Origin of the sequence: [Clostridium] scindens ATCC 35704, from assembly GCF_004295125.1 — a bacterium.
Lineage (GTDB): Bacteria > Bacillota > Clostridia > Lachnospirales > Lachnospiraceae > Clostridium_AP > Clostridium_AP scindens.
The window spans coordinates 1,380,331-1,400,370 of the sequence record NZ_CP036170.1; the positions used below are offsets into that span (position 1 = coordinate 1,380,331).

Annotated in this window: 17 protein-coding genes; 14 read left to right on the forward strand and 3 right to left on the reverse strand. The window is 48.5% G+C overall.

Annotated features, from left to right (window positions below; all coding sequences use genetic code 11):
- Positions 1–7: 7 nt before the first annotated feature.
- Complete coding sequence (locus HDCHBGLK_RS07075; RefSeq protein ID WP_004607894.1) at positions 8–1,192, forward strand: amidase family protein; 1,185 nt, start codon at positions 8–10, stop codon at positions 1,190–1,192.
- 2 nt (positions 1,193–1,194) lie between these two features.
- Complete coding sequence (gatB, locus tag HDCHBGLK_RS07080; protein WP_004607893.1) at positions 1,195–2,613, forward strand: Asp-tRNA(Asn)/Glu-tRNA(Gln) amidotransferase subunit GatB; 1,419 nt, start codon at positions 1,195–1,197, stop codon at positions 2,611–2,613.
- Positions 2,614–2,698: 85 nt separating this feature from the next.
- On the opposite strand, the gene HDCHBGLK_RS07085 is transcribed toward gatB, so the two are convergent.
- On the reverse strand, positions 2,699–4,423 hold the full coding sequence (locus HDCHBGLK_RS07085; RefSeq protein ID WP_004607892.1) for an adenine deaminase C-terminal domain-containing protein: 1,725 nt from the start codon (positions 4,421–4,423) through the stop codon (positions 2,699–2,701).
- Positions 4,424–4,437: 14 nt separating this feature from the next.
- Positions 4,438–5,742, reverse strand: a complete 1,305-nt coding sequence (locus HDCHBGLK_RS07090) for an NCS2 family permease (RefSeq protein WP_039909893.1) — start codon at positions 5,740–5,742, stop codon at positions 4,438–4,440.
- Positions 5,743–5,905: 163 nt separating this feature from the next.
- Between HDCHBGLK_RS07090 and HDCHBGLK_RS07095 the strand changes: the two genes are divergently transcribed.
- From HDCHBGLK_RS07095 to HDCHBGLK_RS07145, 11 genes are all read left to right on the forward strand, one after another.
- Entirely contained in the window at positions 5,906–6,835 is a 930-nt protein-coding gene (locus HDCHBGLK_RS07095; protein ID WP_004607890.1) for a LysR family transcriptional regulator, read from the forward strand.
- Between the two features lie 86 nt (positions 6,836–6,921).
- On the forward strand, positions 6,922–8,313 hold the full coding sequence (locus tag HDCHBGLK_RS07100) for an SAVED domain-containing protein (RefSeq protein ID WP_039909892.1): 1,392 nt from the start codon (positions 6,922–6,924) through the stop codon (positions 8,311–8,313).
- A gap of 67 nt (positions 8,314–8,380) precedes the next feature.
- Positions 8,381–8,920 (forward strand): methylated-DNA--[protein]-cysteine S-methyltransferase, encoded by a 540-nt coding sequence (locus tag HDCHBGLK_RS07105; protein WP_039909890.1) that lies wholly within the window; start codon positions 8,381–8,383, stop codon positions 8,918–8,920.
- A 146-nt stretch (positions 8,921–9,066) separates the two neighbouring features.
- Positions 9,067–9,813 (forward strand): alpha/beta fold hydrolase, encoded by a 747-nt coding sequence (locus tag HDCHBGLK_RS07110; RefSeq protein ID WP_039909888.1) that lies wholly within the window; start codon positions 9,067–9,069, stop codon positions 9,811–9,813.
- 136 nt (positions 9,814–9,949) lie between these two features.
- On the forward strand, positions 9,950–10,375 hold the full coding sequence (locus tag HDCHBGLK_RS07115; protein ID WP_004607886.1) for a hypothetical protein: 426 nt from the start codon (positions 9,950–9,952) through the stop codon (positions 10,373–10,375).
- 33 nt (positions 10,376–10,408) lie between these two features.
- Positions 10,409–12,586, forward strand: coding sequence for a protein translocase subunit SecDF (locus HDCHBGLK_RS07120; RefSeq protein ID WP_004607885.1), 2,178 nt, complete (start codon positions 10,409–10,411; stop codon positions 12,584–12,586).
- Positions 12,583–13,887 (forward strand): TrkH family potassium uptake protein, encoded by a 1,305-nt coding sequence (locus tag HDCHBGLK_RS07125; protein ID WP_004607884.1) that lies wholly within the window; start codon positions 12,583–12,585, stop codon positions 13,885–13,887. Before HDCHBGLK_RS07120 ends, HDCHBGLK_RS07125 begins: the two co-directional genes overlap by 4 nt.
- Before the next feature lie 18 nt (positions 13,888–13,905).
- The gene (locus HDCHBGLK_RS07130) at positions 13,906–14,568 is read left to right on the forward strand and encodes a potassium channel family protein (protein WP_009247915.1); all 663 of its coding nucleotides are present in this window, start codon (positions 13,906–13,908) and stop codon (positions 14,566–14,568) included.
- 19 nt (positions 14,569–14,587) lie between these two features.
- Positions 14,588–16,009 carry a pyruvate kinase gene (gene pyk, locus HDCHBGLK_RS07135; protein ID WP_004607882.1) on the forward strand — a complete coding sequence of 474 codons (1,422 nt, stop codon included), beginning with the start codon at positions 14,588–14,590 and terminating at the stop codon, positions 16,007–16,009.
- A gap of 119 nt (positions 16,010–16,128) precedes the next feature.
- On the forward strand, positions 16,129–16,326 hold the full coding sequence (locus HDCHBGLK_RS07140; RefSeq protein WP_004607881.1) for a hypothetical protein: 198 nt from the start codon (positions 16,129–16,131) through the stop codon (positions 16,324–16,326).
- Positions 16,327–16,341: 15 nt separating this feature from the next.
- The gene (locus HDCHBGLK_RS07145) at positions 16,342–17,265 is read left to right on the forward strand and encodes a LysR family transcriptional regulator (protein WP_004607880.1); all 924 of its coding nucleotides are present in this window, start codon (positions 16,342–16,344) and stop codon (positions 17,263–17,265) included.
- A gap of 8 nt (positions 17,266–17,273) precedes the next feature.
- Here the strand turns inward: HDCHBGLK_RS07145 and metF are convergent, their stop codons facing one another.
- Complete coding sequence (metF, locus tag HDCHBGLK_RS07150) at positions 17,274–18,137, reverse strand: methylenetetrahydrofolate reductase [NAD(P)H] (protein ID WP_004607879.1); 864 nt, start codon at positions 18,135–18,137, stop codon at positions 17,274–17,276.
- Between the two features lie 250 nt (positions 18,138–18,387).
- Here metF and HDCHBGLK_RS07155 point away from each other — a divergent pair, with 250 nt between their 5' ends.
- Positions 18,388–19,749 (forward strand): DUF512 domain-containing protein, encoded by a 1,362-nt coding sequence (locus tag HDCHBGLK_RS07155; RefSeq protein WP_233440755.1) that lies wholly within the window; start codon positions 18,388–18,390, stop codon positions 19,747–19,749.
- The last annotated feature ends 291 nt before the right edge of the window (positions 19,750–20,040 follow it).

Sequence of the window (20,040 nt, forward strand, 5' to 3'; positions counted from 1 at the left end):
GGATGATATGGAATATTATGCAGCAAAAATAAATGAAAACGGCGCCATTGCCGTGGATGACAGCATTCTTGTAAAGGGTGCCGAGTCAACGTATGGCTCGAAAATTCTGATGGGATTCAAGCCTTTATTCAGCGCTGAGGCAGTAGAGCGCCTGGAGAAGAATGGTTACCTGGTATCCGGGAAATGCCATGTGGGCGAGTTCGGGCTGGATCTGGTGGGCGAATTTTCCCACTATGCGCAGGAAGATACGAAACTGGAAGGAGCGGCAGCAGCGCTGGTAGCAAAATCCGATGTGAAAGCAGCGCTTGGAGTGGATGTAAATGGCGCGCCGAGACGTGCGGCGGCTCTTGCAAATGTAGATTTCCTCAAGCCCACTTACGGTACGGTGTCACGTTATGGAATCATTTCAACAGCGGCATCTGGCGAGCAGGTAGGCGTATACGCGCCTGACACGCAAGGCGTGAAAGAAGTGATGGGTGCGATTGCAGGCCACGATGATAAAGATGGAACAAGCCTGAGGACCCAGACCTATGAATATCATACAGACGAAGATATCGCTGGCAAACGTGTCTGCATCGTCAAAGAATTATTAGAAATCGCGGATGCGGACACGCAAGAAAACGTGAGAGCGTTTGCCAAAAAACTCACGGATAAGGGCGTGACCGTGGAAGAAATCTCTTGCGACTTTTTTGAGATGGCGAATACGGCATGGCAGATTCTTATGTCCGCAGAAACCTGTAATAATATATCCAGGTTTGATGGCGTAAAATATGGACGCCGTGCAGAGAATTATAAAAATATTGATGAACTGTATGTAAATTCCAGAACAGAAGGGTTTAACTTTCTTACAAAGGCAGTTATTTTATATGGTTCTGACGTACTTTCCAAGAACCGGTATAAGGATTGTTATGATAAGTCGTTAAGAATCCGCCGTGTCGTGGCGGAAAAGTTTGCGGCGCTGATGAAAGAGTACGATGCGGTTCTTACGCCTGCCTGCAGCAAAACAAGTTACGAGCGTTATGATATTTATGCGGCCTTTGAAAAGGTTTATGAAGAAAGCATATTTACCTCCGTGGCAAATCTGATCGGGATTCCTGCCCTGGTTAGCCGCAAAGTTCAGTTAATGGGCGGACATTTTAGCGAAAGCATTCTTTTAAGTATGGCTGGAGCCGTTGAAAAGGAAGGTGAATAAGTATGAATTATGAAGTTGTAATCGGGCTTGAAACGCACGTTGAATTAAAAACCGAATCTAAGATATTCTGCTCCTGCGGGGGCCACGCGGCGGCGAAGACTCCGAATGACTGCGTGTGTCCGGCCTGTTCCGGCATGCCGGGCATGCTTCCGGTAATGAATAAGCGAGTGGTAGAGCTTGCGGTTCTTGCCGGCTTGATGTTAAACTGCGAGATCAGCAGATATACGACATTTGACAAGAAAAACTATTATTATCCGGATCTGCCCTGCGCATATCAGGTCACCCAGATCAATCATCCGATCTGTACCAATGGCTGCGTACAGGTAAAGACGTCCGCAGGCGTCCGCGACATTCACATCAAGCAGATCCATATGGAAGAGGATGCAGGAAAGCTGGTTCATAGTGGCAGCTACTCTTATGTGGACTTTAACCGTACCAGCGTTCCGCTTATTGAGATCGTAACCCAGCCTGATTTTAGAAGTGCGGAGGAAGTTATCACATACCTTACAAATTTAAAATCCATGTTCCGCTTTAGCGGCATTTCTGAATGTGAGGAAGGCGCGATGCGCTGCGATGTTAATATTTCGGTTCGCGAGAAGGGAAGCCAGGAGTTTGGCGTCCGTACAGAGATTAAAAATATGAGTTCTTTTGAATCCATTGAAAAGGCCATCAACTATGAGGCGCAAAGGCATATGGACGCGATCGAGTATGAATTAGAAGAATTGGTTCAGGAAACAAGACGTTATGATGACACAAGCGGCAAGACCTTTGCTATGCGTAACAAGGAAACAGAAGCAGATTATCGTTATTTCCCGGATGCCAATCTGATGCCGATTATTATTGATGATGAGTGGATTGAGGAGATTAAGAAGAACAGGCCTGTGGAAATTAATGATAAAGTGGTGGAATATAGCGAGGCTGGCATATCGGAAAAAGAAATAGATATGATTATAGCCAATCAAAATATTTCCCAGCTTCTGGATGGGGTTGTCGCGCTTGGATGTAACGCCAAAGATGCGGCGTCTTGGATTCTCACAGATAGCGTAGGCCTCTTGCGCAAAGAGGGCAAGACCATAGATGAGTTATCCATTTCGCCAGAAAAATTGTCGGCAATCATCAAAATGGTAGATGCGGGCGAGATCAACCGCGTATCCGGCAAAAAAATCCTGACGGCTGTACTTAAAGAAGACGTAGATCCGGTTGCGTACTGTAAGGAGAAAGGTTTTGACAATAAAATAGATATGGCCGTGGTTGATAAGGTCATAGATGAGGCAATCCAAAATAATGCGCAGGCAGTAGCGGACTATAAAAATGGCAAAGCCAAAGCGATCCAGTCTGTATTCGGCGCTTGCATGCGCGAATTGAAAGGTATCGTCGAGCCTGCAATTATTAAAGAAATGTTAGAAAACAAGTTGAAATAATAGAGCCTTTCCGGCAACAAATGGCTGCTGGATCAGACGATAAAAAGTGGTGCTGGAGTAATAACTCCGGCACCACTTTTTTCACTTATGCCTCCACGACCAGCGGCACCACGGTTCCCTTTTCAACATCAACCAATCCGCAGTCTGTCAATTTGAGCGCGGGACTTACTGGAAGTCCCAATGTGCACAATGACATGATCGGATTATAATGACGGTAACCCAATGTTTCCAGGCTTTCTTTTACGCCGCCCAGCATCCGGGCAATGTCGTCCGCGGGCAGTTCTGACAGGATTCCGCACACAGGAAGCGGGAGTTCGGCCACAATGTGTCCGTGCTCTACAGTACAGATTCCGCCCTGTAATTCGATCAGCCGTCTGGTAGCAGTTACCATGTCGTCCACATTTGACCCGATCACCATAAGGTTATGGTGGTCATGATAGTAGGTGGTTGCCGCGGCTCCCTGCTTCAGGCAGTCGCCAGTTACAAAGCCATAGCCGATATTGCCGTTTTTTCCATGGCGTTCAAGTACGGCAGCCAGCATGCAGCCGCTGTCCTGCCATTTTAATCTGCCATTCTCTACATCCATGGCTACCAGTTTTTCCCTGGTCTGCGTACGGCCGTCTGTTACTTCGATCACGCGGACCTGTACTTGCTTCTGATCGGTGGAGACCATAGGTTCCAGATCCGTGGCCTCGATCTGGTCCAGATGTACGGAGTGGTAGAATTCCTCCGGAAAATGGTAAGCGTTTAACGTGTGTCTGGCTTTCCCCTTCCAGAAGATTTCCTTGCCATCCTTGAACACAGCCTTAGGCTCAAACCTATGGAGTTCAGTTTCTTTCACCAGCTGGAAATCGGCTTTCCTTCCCGGTGCCAGAGTGCCTCGATCTCTTAGGTTCATGCGCCTTGCGGGAGTATAGGACGCGCAGTAAATGGCCTGCGTAAGCGGGAATCCCATTTCAACCGCTTTTCTTACGATATAATTGAGCTGTCCTTTTTCCAGCAGCGCGTCTGCCATGGTGTCGTCGGTGACGAAGCAGCAGTGTTCATAGAGCTGGTTCTCGGTGATATATTCCAGTATCTCAGGCTTCAGCATTTTTTCCTGGATTTCCACAAACATTCCATTGGCGAACCGCTGCCGGATCTCTTTCAGGGAGTGCTCGGTATGGTCGCCGTCGATCCCCTGATAGAGGAATTTCGCAAGATCCAGGCCCACCAGAGAGGGACAATGTCCTTCGATGACTGTCTGGGGATCTTCTTCCCGGAGGTAACGGAGGAATTTGGTGATCTCCATCTCAGTGCCCTTTACGATCTGGCGGTAGTTCATGACTTCTCCCACGCAGACGACGCCGTCTTCCTGCATCAGATGCTTCATCTCATCAAAGCCGATGATTCCCCCGGTGGTCTCCAGATCTTCATTGGTCGAAGGAACGCTGCTTGGGATTCCGTAATAGATGTCAATGGGGGAGTCTTTCGCCCCGTTGATCATCTCATGGATTCCCTGCACGCCCATGACGTTCGCGATCTCGTGGGGCTCGGAAACCAGCGTAGTGACTCCGCAGGAGGCCGCCCGCTCTCCGAAGGAAGCAGGGGTCATCATAGAACTTTCTATATGCATGTGGATATCGATAAAGCCTGGGAGCATGTAATATCCGCTGCCGTCAATTACCTTTTTGGCGTTGATATTACCTTCCTGAGCCGTATCCACAAAATAGATCCTTTCCCCCAGTATATACACATCAGCAGGCGTAAACACTTTCAGATAGGAGTTATACAGTTTCGTATTCTTGACTAATAGATCTACGTTCTCCACTTGGCACTTCCTTCCTACAGAATGGAATAAAAGTAAAGCAGGCAGACGGCCACCAGAATCCACATGACCGGACGGATTTCTTTTATTTTGCCGGCTGAGATCTTCATGATCACATAGGTGGGCAGTGCGGCACAGATGCCGTTTGCAATGTTATTTCCGAAAATGGTAAACACGATGCACACATAAGCCGGGAAGGCTTCGGTGAGATCGTTGAATTTGATGTTCCGCATTGCCCCCAGCATATTGATGCCGATGTACATCAGCACCGGCGCGGTGGCGGCCGATGGGATCATCAGGGCGATCGGCGCAAGGATCAGGGCAAGTCCGAAGAAGATGGAAGTAAACACGACGGTCAGTCCGGTCTTGCCGCCTGCCTCCACGCCAGCGGAAGATTCCAGATAGGTCGTCATGCTGGGCATGCCGAATAATGCGCCAAAACTGGTAGCCACAGCGTCCACCTTGAAGCATTTGTCGATTCCCGGAAGATTGCCGTCTTCATCCAGATAACCGGCCTTCGCCCCAACGCCAAGAACGGTTCCAAAGGTGGAGAAAAAGTCCGGAACGAATAAGGCGATCAAAAATGGAATATAGGCAAAGTTTAATGCGCCCAGAAAGTCAACATGTAAAAACTGGCCGCCTATATTTGCAGGCATGGTAAACAGGCTCTCCGGCATCTTTGTGACGCCGAATGGGATGCCAACCAGCGTAGTGAGGGCGATTGCCAGAATCATATCTCCTGGCACGCTTCTTGTCTTCAGGATCAGCAAAATTACGAATCCGATGACAGCGACGATCACCGTAGGCGCGGTCAGATCGCCGAATCCCAGACTTTTTTTCGCTTCGTTTGCGACGATCAGGCCGCAGCTTTTTGCGCCCAGCAGCGCGATAAACAGGCCGATACCGGCACTTACGGCGTGCTTTAGGCTGACGGGGATTACTCTTACTACAGCCTCCCGAAGGCCTAAAAAGGAGATTACGATAAATAATACGCCGCTCCAAAAGATAACGCCGGCCGCCACATCCGGTGCAATGCCGTCATTGGCGATCATAGCGGTTACGATTCCTACGCTGCCAAGTCCCGGCGCCAGCGCAAATGGACGGTTCGTATAGAATGCCATGGCGCAGGTCGTAAGGATTACGAGCAGAATCAGCACGGTAAACATGACGTGCTTGTCTAATCCTGCGGACTCCATCATATTCGGTACTGTTGCCAGCACGTAGGCCATTGTTACAAAGGTAGTCAGGCCGGCCAGAAGTTCTGTCCTGACATTTGAATGAAACTCTGACAATTTAAACTGTCTTTCCAACCACTGTTTCATATAGATTGTTCCTGCCTTTCTCTGGAGGGCGTCTAGAAAGGCGCGCACTCTGTTGTGTTTTCTTGATTCTTTCCTTTTTACATTGTATGATAACCATAGCGGTAAGTCTAATTCATGTTAATCATCAATCCTATTCCATTTTGGAATAGCCCGGAGGGAACTTATGAACATACACGAGTTGAACTATGTACTCTGCATAGCCAAGCATCAGAATATGACGAAAGCGGCCCGGGAACTGTATATCTCCCAGCCGACGCTGAGCAAGCACCTGGGGAAACTTGAGCGGGAACTGGGAATCAAGCTTTTTAACCGGGTGGACAATTGCTATATCCCGACTTACGCGGGCAGGCGTTATATGGAATATGCCAGCCGCGTTCTGGAACTGACCCGGAATTGGGAGAAGGAGCTGGAGGACCTCCGGTCCTTGAATGACGGCGAACTGAATGTGGCATTCCCACTGATGCGAAGTTCCTGCATGATTCCCTGGATTCTCCCCGCATTCCGCCAGCTGCATCCGAATATCCGCCTGAATTTTCTGGAGGAGACTTATGCCATCCAGGAACGCCTGTTAAATGACGGCCGGATCGACTTTGCCATTTTCAGCGGAGGCGACCCGAACCCCAAGCTGGAATACGAGGTGCTGGGTCAGGAAGAGATCCTGCTGGCCGTGTCGGCGGACAATCCCCTGGCAAAGGATGCTGCCTGTGATCTTTTAAAAGAGGGCGGCTATCCGCCCGTGGACTGGTCAAAGCTTCATAACGAGAAGTTCATCCTGCACCATCCGGAGCAGAATACGGGAGCGATCACCGGACATCTTCTGAAAAAACACGGAATCACGCCCACTGTGCCATTCTATACGCGCAATACGCAGGCGGCGCTTCTTCTGGTCCAGCAAAATGAGGGGATTTGCTTTGCGCCGGAAACCTATATCCGCAACATGACGTTTCATACGCCGCCGGTCTGCTTTTCCTTAAACGATCCCGAAGCGTTCGCCACCACCATGATCACCTATCGGAAAGGGGCGTATCTGTCGGCGTATGCGCAGGATTTTATTCGGATAGCGAAGGAGTATTTTAAGGGGACCTCGTTATGACTAGAGACAATTTAAAAGAGTCTTAGTATTAATAAAATATTATATGGATTAGTAAAGCAGATAAATGATCTGAAAGGATGAGGATTATGGGTGGAAGAGATGCTTCAAGGGGTTTTTTATACCAGGGATTTGCGTCCGTATTAGAGGCGTTAACTAATAAAAATAAGTGGGACAAGATTTATGTTGAGTTCCCTACAACAGATGATAAGGTAGATATAGCATTAGGACTACAAAATCAAATTGTTAAATGCATACAAGTAAAATCCACGATAAATACGTTTGCTAAATCTGATATCAAGACATGTATCACGGATATTATAAAGGATATGGAAAGTCCGGAATATGAATTATTCTTAATTGGGCAGTGTGATAAGTCCGCCAATACATTTATAAAGTCAATTGATAAGTATTATGAAGGAGTGATTGATAAAGAAGCAGAATCTTCGTTAAGTGGTTTTGATACAGAGTTGCTTGATAATAAGAAAATAAGGTTTTCTATCTTGCCATTTGATATAGATATATTAGAAAAGATAGTTAGAGATTCTTTGCACCAGTATATTTCATCTAACAAACAAATGATGACGTTTGATCAAATTAGGTTTATTGCTTCGACTACTGTGAATGACCAGATGATATCTTCAACACATGGCAGAGGTGTTGACAGAAAAGAATTTGATGAGGAAATGGAAAAGCGTATTCTTCTTGTTGCTGATAAGTATTTCCCTAAAAGAATACCTATCGGTGTAAAAAGTTTTACCCGAGCAGTAGGGCGTTTAGAAGAAGATGTAGATAAGTGCTTATCATTTGTTGATAAGTTTGCTGACCGGAAGTTAAAAGATGAATATGATTGGAACGGAGATATATACAGAAATTTGAAAGAATTTCTGCTGACAAATACAAGCAACAGGCATGCCTATCAGATCTTAATGGATGCGCATATATCCATAGCCTTCGCTGCAGGAAGAATTCTTGATAGTAAATCAGGCGTTAATATATTCCCAGTACAAAAATCTTCAACTAATGGCACTGTATTATGGGATGTGAAATTGTCGTCTAAAAAAGACTATGCGAAATGGGAAATATTGCATGAAAGGTTTAATGAGAATCAATATGATTCGGCATTAGTATTAAACGTCTCTCGTGATATTTATAATGATGTGGTAAAATTCATAAAAGAAAGAGATTTGTCCATTGGGCGTATCATTAATTGCAAGTTAAACGGAGTAGAAGCTACAAATTTTTCTATAGAAGATGGAACACATGCCACTATTTTAGCTAATTCAGTTTATAGCGCTATTGGCAAAAGAAGTATTATGGAACGGCGTGCAACACTGCATATTTTTGCTTCTGCTCCAACTGCATTTATGTTTTCCTTGGGGCAAAATTCGTCTGGATTTGGCAACTGCATTCTATATGAGTACGATTTTGAACTAAAGAATTCTTGTACGTATTCGCAGTCAATTAGTTTTACTAATTAAAAAAGGATTGTTTCTGTCTATTATACCGTTAGATTATATTGGAGAATTGCAAAGGAGAATGCACCTCATGTATTACGCAACAGACTATATATCGCCCCTGGGCCGTGTCAAACTCACCGCTGATGGCGAAGCCCTGATAGGCCTGTGGCTGGAAGGACAAAAGTACTTTGGCGGGAAAGTCAAAGAAGAATTCGTGGAGAATAGAAGCCTCCCGGTTCTGGAAAATGCGAAGGACTGGCTGGACCGGTATTTTGCGGGGAAGAAGCCGGAGATATCCGAACTGCCGCTTGCGCCGATGGGAAGCGCATTCCAGCAAGGCGTATGGGAACTTCTCTGCGAGATTCCCTATGGGCAGGTTACCACTTATGGGGAGATCGCGAAAAAAATGGCAGCGAGGATGGGAAAAAGCAGCATGTCCGGCCAGGCGGTCGGAGGGGCGGTCGGCCATAATCCGATCTCTATCATTATCCCCTGCCACCGGGTTGTAGGCGCGAACGGGAGCCTGACCGGGTATGCAGGCGGAATTAAGAAAAAGGTAAAACTGCTGGATCACGAAGGCGTGGATCTGCAGAAATTTTTTATACCCAAAGAGGGAACGGCACTATAATTTATAGCAGACCAGTATAGAATAGCAGGAAGGAGGAAGAGAGCATGGGGATTTGGACAGAAAAGCACTAGCTGCAAGGCGTTAGTGTTTCGTACGCCTTGCTGATCAGGAAGTTAAGAGACAGACCAATGATTAGGAGGCAAACGATGTCATATTTTTATTATCAGTCAAAAAGGATTTATTACACCGAATCTGGAAATGGAGCACCCGTATTATTCTTGCATGGCAATACTGCATCTTCCAAAATGTTTGAACTATTACTGCCCTTATATGAGGAACGGTTCCATGTGATTCTCATTGATTTCCTGGGGCATGGAAGATCAGAACGCTTGGAGAGGTTTCCGGCGGATCTCTGGATGGAGGAGGCCAGACAGACCACTGCGCTGCTTGAGTATCTTAAACTGGGAAAGATAAGTCTGGTAGGAACCAGCGGAGGCGCGTGGGCGGCAATCAATGCTGCCTTGGAGCGGCCGGACCTGGTTGGCAAAGTAGTGGCGGACAGTTTTGACGGCCGGACGCTGGCGGATGATTTCGCAAGGAATCTTGTCCTGGAACGGGCAAGCGCCAAGCAGGACGAGATGGGAGTCGGATTCTATGAGTGGTGCCAGGGAGACGACTGGGAGCGCGTGGTTGACATGGACACAGAAGCCATGATCCAGTGCGCTGAAAAGAAACTGCCGTTATTCATTAAGCCGTTGAATGGATTAAAGGTATCGCTTCTTCTTATGGGCAGCGAGGAGGACGAGATGTGCAGGAAGGATTTTCTGGAAGAATATGATGCAATTGCAAAAGAAACCGGCGCGCAGATTCAGATATTTCCTACCGGGAATCATCCGGCGCTTCTTTCCAATGCAGAGCGGGCGGCGGAAGCCATTGGCAGATTTCTTAAATAGTATGAATTAAGAGAAGGGATGGAACATTTGGATGTTTCATCCTCTTTGCGGTTATAGGAAAAGCAAAACAGTAATATTGACATACAATGGTTTTGGTGCTATGTTTTAGGTAATTCGAAGGAGGGGAGGAAGAAAGATGGGGCATAAGCTGAAAGTAATTCTTACAGTCATCTTAATTGCAAGTTTGGGCATTTTTCTATCTTCCGGTCTTCAATTCTACGACGCAGGTGATGACTTAGGCAGTTCTTCAGGACAGGAAAGGCAGGGCACGTTAACCCAGGCAGATTATACGGACGGCAATGGCATGCATGTCTTAGACGGAGGCTGTATAAGCACGGAAAAAGAGACAGAAGCGGTCTGTTCGCAGATATTCCAGGGCTTGAAGAATATTCAGAGGCTGCCAGTCTGGTTTTACGCATTTATCCTACTCTCTATATGCATCTGGCAGAAGAGGGCATTTTTGTCATATCTGCAATTCTATTTATTTCCTTTGGCACGATTCTTGTGCGAACTGTGTATCCGATTAGAAAAAGACGGGAAGAAACGGGACTTTGCTTTCTAACTCTTATATTTATAGAAAGAAAGCAGGGAAGAAATGAAGAATAAAAAATTAAATATTTGGATTGCTCTTGGGGTAATCTTTCTTTTTGTGTACCTCGCAGTCTTCGGCTGTGGGGGCGGCATCAAGGGAATGCGCGACATGCGCTTTGGCATTGATATCCGAGGCGGCGTGGAGGCCGTATTTGAGCCGGCAGGAACGAAGGAAAAACCGACAAAGGCAGAACTGGAAATGGCAAGGGAAGTCATCGAGACCCGGCTGGATGCCCAGAATATTCTGGACCGGGAGGTGACGGTGGATGAAAAGGCAGGCAACATCATCGTCAGATTCCCATGGAAATCCGATGAAAAGGACTTTGACCCGGAAACCGCCATCCAGGAATTAGGCCAGATGGCAGAGTTAACGTTCCGTGGGCCTGACGGCACCGTGTATGTGAAAGGCTCGGATGTAGCCAGAAGCCGGGCGGCGCTGGATGAGCAGAAGAGAAACATCGTGGAACTGGAGTTTACCAGCAAGGGTGCGGAAAAATTTGCCAATGCCACGGAGGAACTGGCAGGACAGAATATGGGAATCTACATGGATGAGGAGATGATTTCCAATCCGCTGGTGAATGGGAAGATCACAGGCGGGAAGGCTGAGATCACAGGGATGGCCTCCAAGGAGGAGAGCCAGGATCTCGCGGATAAGATTAATTCCGGGGCGCTGCCGTTCTCCATGGAGACGACGAATTACAATACCATCAGTCCTACGCTTGGAGACCGGGCGCTGAATGCGATGGCGGCAGCGGCAGGGATCACGATGGTTCTGATCTGCCTCTTTATGGTTGCGTGGTACCGGCTTCCGGGCATCATTAGCTGCCTGACGCTGGCCTTTCAGATCGCGCTGCAGATCCTGGCCATCTCGGTGCCGCAGTATACGATCACCCTTCCGGGCATCGCAGGGCTGATACTGTCGGGAGGCATGGCTGTAGACGCCAACATCATTATCAGTGAGAGGATCAGCGAGGAATTGAAGAAAGGGAGTTCCGTGAAACGAGCGATAAAGAGCGGGTACCAAAGGGCATTTTCTTCTGTTCTGGACGGAAATATCACGACGGCGGCTGTGGCGGGCATTTTGATGATATTTGGCTCTGGCACGATGCTAAGCTTCGGATATACGCTGCTGACCGGCGTGATCATCAATCTGCTGGCAGGCGTGTGGATGTCCAGAAGCATGCTGAATTCTATAATCCGGTACGGCTTTTTTAACCAGGGGAAGTGGTTTTGCAAAAAGCGTGATAAGAAGGTGCTGCACTTTACTGAGGCAAAGCGGTATTTCTTTTTGGCAAGTATTGCTGTTATTGTCTCTGGAACCATATGGAGCGCGGCAAATGGCGTGAAGCTGGATACCCAGTTTACTGGAGGCGTCATTTTAAAATATACCTACTCCGGGAAGGCGGATACCGGACAGATACAACAGAAAGTGGAGGATATCGCAGACAGAAGCGTCAGCGTCCAGACATCGGAAGATCCCTCTACAGGGGAGAAGAAACTGGTACTGACGCTGGCGGGAAAGAACGGGCTGTCTCCGGATCAGCAGAAGCAGATTCTCAATACGCTGAATAAAGGAAATGATAACCGGTTTCAGACTTCCGAGACGTATGCGGTGGAACCCTATATCGGAGCAAAGGCACTGAAGAATTCCGTCATAGCGATCATACTTTCTTTTCTTTTTATTATTGTATATATCCGCCTGCGCTTTTCTGCACTTGGAGGACTGGCAGCCGGGGTTACGGCGGTTCTGGCGCTTATGCATGATATCTGCATCGTGCTGTTCGTATTCGGGATATTCCGGATACCGCTGAATGATGCGTTTGTGGCAGTGACGCTGACGATTATCGGGTATTCCATCAATGATACGATCGTATTGTATGATCGGATCCGCGAGCACAGGAATACGATGAAAAGGAAAGGAACTCTGGCGGAACTGGTGGATCTTAGCACGACGGAAACTCTGGGACGGTCGATCAACACGGCATTTACCGTGATCCTATGTGCATTTATTATTCTGGCTGCCTCGATCGTCTACCAGATGGAGTCTATCACGAAGTTCTCCCTCCCGCTTCTTGCAGGGCTGGTATCGGGATGCTATTCGTCAATCTGCATCGCCGCGCCTCTGTGGGTATGGTGGGAAGAACAGGTTCAAAAGCGGAAGACAGGGATGAAAAGGAAATGAAGAATATAAAATTATTTTTTAGAAATCAGCCGCCGGGGCGGCTCATTGCATCGGGATTCGCGCTTGTAATCCTGCTGGGAGCATTCCTGCTTTTGCTTCCAGTTACCATAAAAGACGGAGCAGAAGTATCTGTGATCGATGCGCTCTTTACTTCCACCAGCGCTGTCTGCGTGACTGGACTGATCGCGACGGATATTGCGGATCATTTTACCGTATTCGGGCAGGCGGTGGTGGCGATCCTGATCCAGGTCGGAGGCCTGGGCGTCACATCGATCGGCGTAGGCCTGGTACTGGCGGCAGGCAAGCGGGTTGGCATTAAGAGCAGGGTGCTGGTCAAGGAAGCGCTGAACGTGGATACATACAAAGGAATCGTAAGGCTGGTGAAGGCAGTACTCATGATGACCCTGTGCTTTGAGGCGGGAGGGGCGCTTCTTAGCTTCCTGGTATTCAGCCAGGATTACGCGCCGCTGCATGCGGCGGGAATCAGCATCTTCCATTCCATCGCCGCTTTTAATAACTCGGGATTCGACATTCTGGGAGGGCTGCAAAACCTGATCCCCTATCAGGATGACGTTCTGCTGAATCTGACGACTTGTACGTTGATCATTTTTGGAGGCTTGGGCTTTCTGGTGATTCTGGACGTATTAAAGCGGAGACGGTTTCGCAGGCTGGCCCTGCACTCGAAAGTAGTGATCGCGACCAGCCTGGCTTTGCTGGCTGTCGGAACGGTCTCATTGAAGGCTACGGAAGATATTACATGGCTGGGCGCCTTCTTCCAGAGCGTTTCCGCAAGGACGGCGGGATTCTCCACGTACCCGATCGGACAGTTTACCAATGCGGGATTATTCGTCCTGTGCGTGCTGATGTTCATCGGCGCGTCGCCCGGCTCTACCGGAGGCGGCATCAAGACCAGTACCTTCTTCGTGATATTCCAGGAGATACGGGGCATGTGCGCGAAGAAGACGGTCCACGCCTTCCACCGGAGTATCTCCAGACAGAATGTTTCAAAGGCGTTTATGATCACGATTCTCTCTGGCACGGTCATAGGCATTGCGGTATTTTTGATGTGCATTCTGGAACCAGATTTCAGTTTCATGCAAATCTTCTTTGAAGTGATCTCCGCGTTTGGAACGGTGGGGCTTTCTACCGGAATTACGCCGGATCTAAGCGTGGCAGGGAAGACTGTGCTCATCCTGGTCATGTTTACGGGAAGAGTCGGGGCGTTCACCCTGCTGTCTATGTGGGTGAACCGGGCGGAGCCGAATGCCAGGTATTCAGAAGAAACAATATCAGTTGGATAATTAATGAGGTGAATGAATATGAGAAAAAAAGAAGAAACTGCATATGGAGTCATTGGACTTGGGCGATTTGGAGAGGCCTTGGCAATCATGCTGGCGCAGTCCGGAAAAGAGGTTATCGTGGTAGACCGGGATGAGAGTAAGATTAAGGAAATGCGCCAATACACGGAATGCGCTTTCGTGACCGAGAACCTAAGCGCGGAAACCTTAAAAGAGATCGGCATCCAGAACTGCGACGTGGTTATTATCTGCATCGGCGAGAAAGCGGATGTCAGCATATTGATCACCATGAGCGTGATTGAGATGGGAGTGCCAAGAGTGATCGCGAAGGCGTTCAGCCCGGAACAGGGAGCGGTATTGGAAAAGATCGGGGCAGAGGTGGTCTATCCGGAAAGGGATATGGCGCTGCGGCTTGGAAAAAGGCTGCTGTCAAATAGTTTTATTGATTTTGTCTCTTTGTGCGACAGCGTTGAGATCCGCCAGCTGCAGGCGCCGGAGAGTCTGCTGGGGCGTACGGTGGAAGAGACGCAGATGCGTCGCAAATACCGCCTCAATATTATCGCCATCGTAAGCGGAGACCATACAGAGATCGAGGTTATGCCAGATTACCGCCTCAAGCAGGGAGATATCATCGTGGTAATCGGGAAAGCAGAAAATATTGATACATTTGTCAACATAATTTAATGGGAAAGGAAGGTATTTTATGAGAAAGACGAAGATTGTCTGCACGCTGGGACCGGCCACGGATGAGGGGAACGTGCTGGAGCAGCTGATTCAGGAAGGGATGGATGTTGCCAGGTTTAATTTTTCGCATGGCACGCATGAGGAGCAGAAGGCGCGGCTGGACCGGTTAAAGGAATTGAGAACGAAGTATGACAGGCCCATCGCGGCGATGCTGGATACTAAGGGACCGGAGATTCGGATTGGCTGTTTTAAAGAGGGAGAGGCGGTTCTTGAAGAAGGACAGATATTTACGCTGGTATCCCGGAATGTGGAAGGAACCAGGGACTATGTCTCAATTACTTACAAGGAACTTTATAAGGATGTGAGCCCGGGAGATACCATATTGATCGATGACGGGCTGATCGAGATGGAAGTGAAGGAAATCTCAGGGGAGGACATCGCGTGCCTGGTGAGGAATGGAGGAAGGCTGTCTGATCAGAAGGGAGTCAATATACCGGGGACTGAGTTGAACATGGAGTTTCTCAGCAAAAAGGACCGGGCGGATCTGCTGTTTGGAATTCAGGAGGACTTTGACTTTGTAGCCGCCTCATTTACCCGCACTGCTGAAGACATCCGCGAGATGCGCCTGCTTCTGGATGAGAATGGCGGCAGGGACATCAATATTATTGCGAAGATCGAGAACCAGCAAGGGGTGGACCACATTGATGAGATTATAGAGGCGGCGGACGGCATCATGATCGCCCGAGGCGATATGGGCGTGGAGATCCCGCTGGAGCGTGTTCCGGTCATCCAGCAGACGATCATCAGAAAGGTATACTGTGCTGGAAAGCAGGTGATAACGGCAACCCAGATGCTGGATTCTATGATGGAGCATCCGAGACCCACCCGGGCGGAGACCTCCGATATCGCGAATGCAATATATCAGGGGACCAGCGCCATCATGCTGTCCGGGGAGACGGCAGCAGGAAAGTATCCGGTCAGGGCGCTTCAGACCATGGTAAGGGTGGCATCTTATATGGAGCAGAATATCAATTACAATGAGATATTTAAGAAGCGGGACCGGGCGGAAGACCCGGATATTACCAATGCGATCTCCCATGCCACCTGCATGACCGCAATGGATCTGAAAGCCAATATCATTCTGGCAGCCAGCGAAACCGGATTTACGGCCCGCATGATCTCCAAGTACCGTCCGGGCTGCATGATCGGGGGGTGCTCCAGTTCCCGGAAGGTATGCCGCCAGCTCAATATGTCCTGGGGAATCTATCCCCTCTATACCAAGGAGGAATACAGTTCGGAGATTCTGTGCCTGCGGGCAATGGAGGCGGCAAAACGCCACGGGCTCGTAGAAGATGGGGATAAGATCGTATTTACAGGCGGAGTGCCGCTTGGAATTCCGGGAAAGACGAATCTGATCCGGGTCTGCATCGTGGGAGAGTAGAAGAAGGCTTAAGCCTTGCGTATTTATAACTGGCAATTCCGTCTCAAAACAAGTATAATTGTACCATACGATATCCGCGGGCGTGCAGGAGGCCCGCGGCACCAAGGAGGAACGATTTCATGAAGATAGAAATGGGAGAATCATTATTCTCTTCCTGGCTTCGCCATGAAGAGGAGTTGGAGCGGCTGATGAAGCTTGTGGACGGGCATTTCCATACCCAATATCGATATAGCATTTTCAAGCAGAACAGTTCTCTTGTACAGATCATCCAGCAGGGAGAGTGCGACCTTCGGTGGATCAAAAGCCATCAGAAATAGGGGAGTCGCAGAACTATGACAATACAGCAGTTAAGATATGTGATAAAAATCGTAGAGTGCGGCTCGATCACGGAAGCGGCGCGGCAGCTCTTTATATCCCAGCCCAGCCTTTCGGCGGCAGTGAAGGAATTGGAGACGGAACTAGGGATTGAGATCTTCCACCGGACAACCCGGGGAATCACGCTGTCTGCCGACGGTACGGAATTCCTGTCCTATGCCCGGCAGATCCTGGAGCAGACCCAGCTGCTGGAACAGCGGTATCTGAATAAGAAGCCCTCCAAGCAGCTGTGCTCGGTATCCACCCAGCACTACGCCTTTGCGGTCAATGCTTTCGTCAACCTGATATCCGGCATTGATGCCAACGAGTATGAGTTTACGCTGCGGGAGACCAGGACCTATGAGATCATAGAGGACGTGGCGAACTTCAGAAGCGAGATTGGAATCATCTATTTCAGCGGCTTTAATGAACGAGTCATGCAGAAACTCTTGAAAGAGAACCATCTGATATTCCATCCGCTCTTCGAAGCCAGTCCCCATGTATTCATCAGTTCTTCCCATCCTCTTGCAGGGGAGGAATCCGTCACTCTGGAGGATCTGGATGATTACCCCTTCCTGGCATTTGAGCAGGGCACCTATAATTCCTTCTATTTTTCCGAAGAGATTCTCAGTACAGCGCCCCACAAGAAGACGATTCATGTCAGCGACAGGGCTACCTTGTTCAATCTGCTGATCGGCCTCAATGGATATACCATCTGTTCAGGGGTGCTTAACAGCAACCTGAACGGCGACAATATCGTTTCCGTGAAACTGGAAACGAACGAGTGGATGCGGGTTGGCTTTATCTGCGGCAATAAGGTCCACTTAAGTTCCATGGCCCGGGGCTATATTGCGGAACTAAAGAAACTGATTGCGGAAAATGGATTCACTCTTCTGTCATAAGACAGCCGCTATGCAGCCAGCAATTGGTGGATGGCTTCATAGATTCTGGCGGCTATGTACGGGTTATTCATGGTATAGAGGTGGATGCCGTCAACCCCATGAGTGATCAGATCCACGATCTGGTCTATCGCGTAAGCGATGCCTGCGTCGCGCATGGCATCCGGATTATGCTCGTAGCGTTCCATCATGGCTGAGAACTTGTGGGGAAGGGTGACGCCGCACAAAGAGACCATCCGTTCAATCTGCTTTTTATTGGTCACCGGCATGATCCCTGCTTCGATGGGAACCTGGATGCCTGCCAGGGAAGCCCGCTCACGGAAGCGGTAAAAATAATGGTTGTCAAAGAACAGCTGAGTGATCAGATGGCTTGCGCCTGCATCGACTTTCGTCTTCAGATTCTTGATATCGTCGAAGATATCCGCAGATTCCTGGTGGCCTTCCGGATAGCAGGCACCCAGGACATTGAAGTCTCCATGCTCTTTGATAAAGGCGATCAGATCGCTGGCATGACGGAAGTCTCCAGGCACATAGCCGCATGAAGGCACATCGCCCCGCAGAGCCAGGATGTTCTCGATGCCTGCCTCCTTGAAATCGGACAGCTGGCGGCGTACATCGGATTTTGTCAGGCTGATGCAGGGCAGATGAGCCACGCTTTCTATGCCGTATTCATTTTTGATCCGGGAGGCAATCTCCAAGGTCGCCTTGCAGTTCTCACTGCCGCCAGCGCCGTAGGTGACGCTGATAAAATCAGGATTTAAGTCTTTCAGGCTGTCTATAGTCTTGTAGATCGTATCAACAGGATTCGTCCGCTTTGGGGGAAATACTTCAAAGGAGAGGACAGATTTATTCTGGAAAAGTTCGGTTGTCTTCATATCAGTTATTCCTTTCGTCTGTGTTGAAACATATAATATCAAAGAATTTTAAGATAGGAAAATATAAAAAAATTATCGGTTGACATAGGAAAAGACTATAACCCTTGAAGAAATCAGGGACATGTGAGATTATGAGATATAGAGAAAGAACTGGCAAGAAACTTGTGGGAAGAGGTAGAACGTGGATAAGAAAGGTAAGAAATCAGAGCATATAATCAAAGAAGTATACCCCGATTCCATTGCAGAAGAGATGGAGATTGAGTCCGGGGATGTGCTTCTTGCGATTAACGATACTTCGATACAGGACGTATTTGACTATAGATATCTGATCAAAAATGAATACATCGAGGTGCTGATCCGAAAGCCGGACGGGGAGGAATGGCTGCTGGAGATTGACAAGGACTATGACGAGGATCTTGGATTGGAATTCGACAATGGTCTGATGAGCGAATACCGCACCTGCAGCAACAAGTGCATCTTCTGCTTTATCGACCAGATGCCGCCAGGCATGCGAGAGACCTTGTATTTTAAGGACGATGATTCCAGGCTTTCATTCCTCCAGGGGAATTATATCACGCTTACGAATATGAAGATGGAGGATATCCAGCGTATTGTCAAGATGCATCTGGCGCCGATCAACATATCCATCCAGTCCACCAATCCAGAACTTCGCTGTAAGATGCTGCACAACCGTTTTGCCGGGGAGAAGCTTCAGTTTCTGGATGTCTTATATGAGAATCATATCGAGATGAATGGACAGGTGGTAGCGTGCAAGAACGTAAATGACGGGCCGGAGCTAGAGCGGACGATTGACGATCTGTCCCGGTATCTTCCCTTTATGAGGAGCGTATCCGTAGTTCCGGCGGGAATCACCAAGTATAGGGACGGGCTTTTCCCTCTGGAACTGTACGACAAAGAGGAGGCGGGCGCGGTCATAGACATGATCGAGAGCCGGCAGCAGAGATATTATGAGGAATACGGCCTTCATTTCATCCATGCCAGCGATGAGTGGTATATCACAGCACAGAGAGAGTTCCCCGAAGAAGAGCGGTACGACGGATATATCCAATTGGAAAACGGGGTGGGCATGATGCGCATGTTCATCAATGAATTCCAGGAAGAATTGAAAGAAGTCCTTGCCGGAGAGGCATATACGATGTTAAAGGAAGGCCTAGAGCGGACGATCACGATAGCCACAGGAAAACTGGCATTTCCGACGGTCAGGGATTTCGCCCGGCAGCTGATGGAAGCGTTCCCGGGACTTACGATTCATGTATATGCCATTCGGAATCATTTCTTCGGAGAGACGATTACCGTCTCCGGATTGATCACCGGACAAGACTTGGTGACGCAGTTAAAGGAGCAGAAAGAGCATGGCGAGGATTTGGGAGATACGCTGCTGATACCATCCAATATGCTAAGAAGCGGCGAGCAGGTATTCCTGGATGACCTGACGGTGGAAGACGTAGAAGCGGCACTTGAGATGAAACTGACGGCGGTGGAGCCGGGAGGCAGGGAATTCATTGATGCCATTCTCTATCCAGATTATGAGATGGATAGGAACAATGAAAACTTTGTCTATATCCAGGCATATGATAAAGCTGGACAATAACCGGATCATGAAACAATAGAGTTGTTGGAAAAGAGGCGGGATATTCCTGCATTCTGATCAACCAGTTCGGGGAGGGCGCATTGCCGATCGTAGTAGTTGTGGAAGTGGGTTTACCATTTATAAGTTCGTAAAGTGTCTGCAGAAACGTTTTGGAATGATTGAGGGTAGCTTGATGTGACGGTTAATCATATTAGCAGATAGAGTGAGTAAATGCCTTGTGTGGTTCGATTGAGGCGAACTGTGCAAGGTGTTTCTTTTTTGGCTGATTATATCACATATACTTATTTGGAT